Raw genomic sequence first — 2,782 nt, 5'->3', positions numbered from 1 at the left:
GTCCCCCCCCCCCCCGCGCGCCGGGGGGGCGACCCCCCCCCCCCCCCCCCCGCCCCCCCCCCCGGGGGGGGGGGGGGGGGCCGCCCCCCGCCCCGGGGGCGGGGCCCCCGGCCCGGTTGTGCGGGGAGCATCGCGGGAACGGGGTCGGGCTCCGCCGGCGGAACCCGTCGGGGCAGCGGTCAGCGCGGCCCGGGGTCGCTGATGCCGGGGCGGCCGTTCTCCAGGTGCCCGGCCCAGCGGCGCCGGTAGGCCGGCCCGTCCGTGGCGGCGACGGCGACGTCGTACCAGCGGTTCTCGTCGCGCAGTTCGAAGGTGAACCGGGCGTCGTCGCCGGGCCGCAGGGTGCGGCCCTGCTTGGCGCCCTTGGCGTACGCGTTCTCGGCGGTGACGGTGCGGGTGGTGTCCCCGTGGTTGGACACCGTCACCCGCACCTTGTCCTTACCGGGTTCGAAGCGGGCGACCAGGCCGCCCACCGTCTTGCCCTCGAACTCCTGCACCGAGCCGTTCGGCCCGTGGGCGACGAGGTGGTAGCCGCCGTCGACCAGCGGCCAGTGGTCCTCGAAGCTGTCACCGGCCGAGACGGTGTAGCGGCGGGGGGCGGCCGTCGGCGCCGTCCGGTCGTAGACGTAGAGCCAGGCCCCGGCCGCGCCCCGGTTGTTCAGGTTGAGCTGGAACACCGTCGCGTCGTCGGTCTCGTCCTCGTTGACCCGCAGGTCGTACGGGAGGGCGCGGGCCGGGCGGGTGCCCGGCTCCTGGGTGGGCATCCGCTGGGGCAGCGGCACCTGGTACGGCTTGCCCTGGGAGGCGATCGGCGCGGGCACGGGTATCGAGACCTTCCCCCGGTCGGCACCGGAGAAGTCCAGCGCCGAGGTGAGGTCACCGCAGACGGACCGGCGCCAGGCACTGATGTTGGGCTCCTCGATACCGAAGCGGGCCTCCAGGAACCGCAGCACCGAGGTGTGGTCGAAGGTCTCCGAACAGACCCAACCACCGCGCGACCAGGGAGAGATGACCAGCAGCGGCACACGCGGGCCCAGCCCGATCGGCTGCAGCCCGCCGCGGTCGGCGCCGGGCACCAGCGGGCTCATCTCGCCCGGGTACTTGGCGAGGTCGAGCAGCTCGTCGCCGAGGCTCGCCTCCAGGTCGGTGGAGACCATGCCCTGACCGCCCGGCCGGCTGACGACCGGCGGCATCGGCGGCACGACGTGGTCGAACAGGCCGTCGTTCTCGTCGTAGTTGATGAGGAAGACGGTCCGGCCCCAGACCTCGGGGTTGGAGGTGAGCGCGTCCAGCACCAGGTTGATGTAGTACGCGCCGTCGGTGGGGGTGGCGGAGGGGTGCTCGCTGTACAGGTACGGCGGGACGATCCAGGAGACCTGCGGCAGCCGGCCGTTCTGGACGTCGGCCCGGAACTCCTTGAGCGTGTGGTCGGTCGCGCCCTTCTCCACCAGCGGACCGGAGGCGCCCTCGGCGACCTGGTAACGCTCGAAGAACATCAGCGAGTTGTCGGTGTAGTTGTCCGTCGGGGTGCCCGGCTCACCGGAACCGCCCTGGTACAGCTTCCAGCTGACCCCGGCCTGCTCAAGCCGCTCGGGGTACGTCGTCCAGGTGTAGCCGTTCTTGCCGTTGCGCTCCTCCAGGCCGGGCCCGTTGGGCTTGCGGCCGTAGGCGTTGCGCGGGTCGCTGGTGCCGGTCCACAGGTAGATGCGGTTGGGCGCGGTGTCGGCGTGGACGGAGCAGAAGTACGAGTCGCAGACGGTGAACGCGTCGGCGAGGGCGAAGTGGTACTGGAGGTCCTGACGCTTGAGGTGCCCCATCGTCATGACGTCCTGCTTCTGGTTCACCCACTGGTCGTGGCGCCCTTCGTTCCAGGCGAGGTGACCGCTGCTCCACCCGTGGTCCGTCCCGGCCTGGTGCTCGGTGGTGTTCCTGGGGTCGATGTACCAGGGCAGCACCTCCTTCTCGGAGGCCGGCAGGCCGCGGTCGTGGTAGCGCCCGGTCTTCACCGCGGCGGCGGGCTGGTGCCAGTTCGGCCGGCCGTCGGGCAGAGCCGTGGGACGCGGGTCGTCGAACCCGCGCACGCCGCGGAGGGTGCCGAAGTAGTGGTCGAAGGAACGGTTCTCCTGCATCAGGATGACGACGTGTTCGACGTCCTTGATCGAGCGGGTCCGGCTGATCGCGGGCAGGGCCAGCGCCTTGCCGACCGCGGGCGGCAAGACGCCGAAGCCCGCGGCAGCGGCGGACGCGCCGCCCAGCTGGAGGAAACGGCGCCTGTCGATGGAGGCCACGTGATGTCCTTCCCAGTCGTGCCATGCATGGGTGTTCCGAGAAGGCTCGAACATAAGGCAGCGCACACGGGCCGTACACAGTGCGACGGCGAACGCCACGTGAGCTTTCGGCCAACTGTTGTCCAGTCAACTTCCCACCCCGGCGGCCTACTCCGCTTCCGCCGCACACCGAACGGCCGGAAACGCGAAAAGGCCCCGCCGGGTTCACCCGGCAGGGCCTTTTCTGAATGATTGTTCGGCGGCGTCCTACTCTCCCACAGGGTCCCCCCTGCAGTACCATCGGCGCTGTGAGGCTTAGCTTCCGGGTTCGGAATGTAACCGGGCGTTTCCCTCACGCTATGACCACCGAAACACTATGAAACTGTCAACCGCACCAACCCGTGAACTTCTCCCCGGGTCGGGGTCGTTGTTTCAGAACAACACAGTGGACGCGAGCAACTGAGGACAAGCCCTCGGCCTATTAGTACCGGTCAACTCCACCCCTTACAGGGCTT

At 70.5% G+C, this 2,782-nt stretch carries 1 protein-coding gene and 1 rRNA gene; both read right to left on the bottom strand.

Annotation, left to right across the window (positions count from 1 at the left end; genetic code table 11):
- Positions 1-179: 179 nt before the first annotated feature.
- On the bottom strand, positions 180-2,288 hold the full coding sequence (locus tag ACFWXO_RS02815) for a phosphocholine-specific phospholipase C (protein ID WP_380521642.1): 2,109 nt from the start codon (positions 2,286-2,288) through the stop codon (positions 180-182).
- A 233-nt stretch (positions 2,289-2,521) separates the two neighbouring features.
- A 5S ribosomal RNA gene (gene rrf, locus ACFWXO_RS02810) occupies positions 2,522-2,638 on the bottom strand.
- Positions 2,639-2,782: the final 144 nt, after the last annotated feature.

Source organism: Kitasatospora sp. NPDC059088 (genome assembly GCF_042738155.1).
GTDB lineage: Bacteria > Actinomycetota > Actinomycetes > Streptomycetales > Streptomycetaceae > Kitasatospora.
The sequence above is the reverse complement of the archived record's forward strand: the minus strand, read 5'-3'. Positions and strand labels throughout refer to the sequence as shown.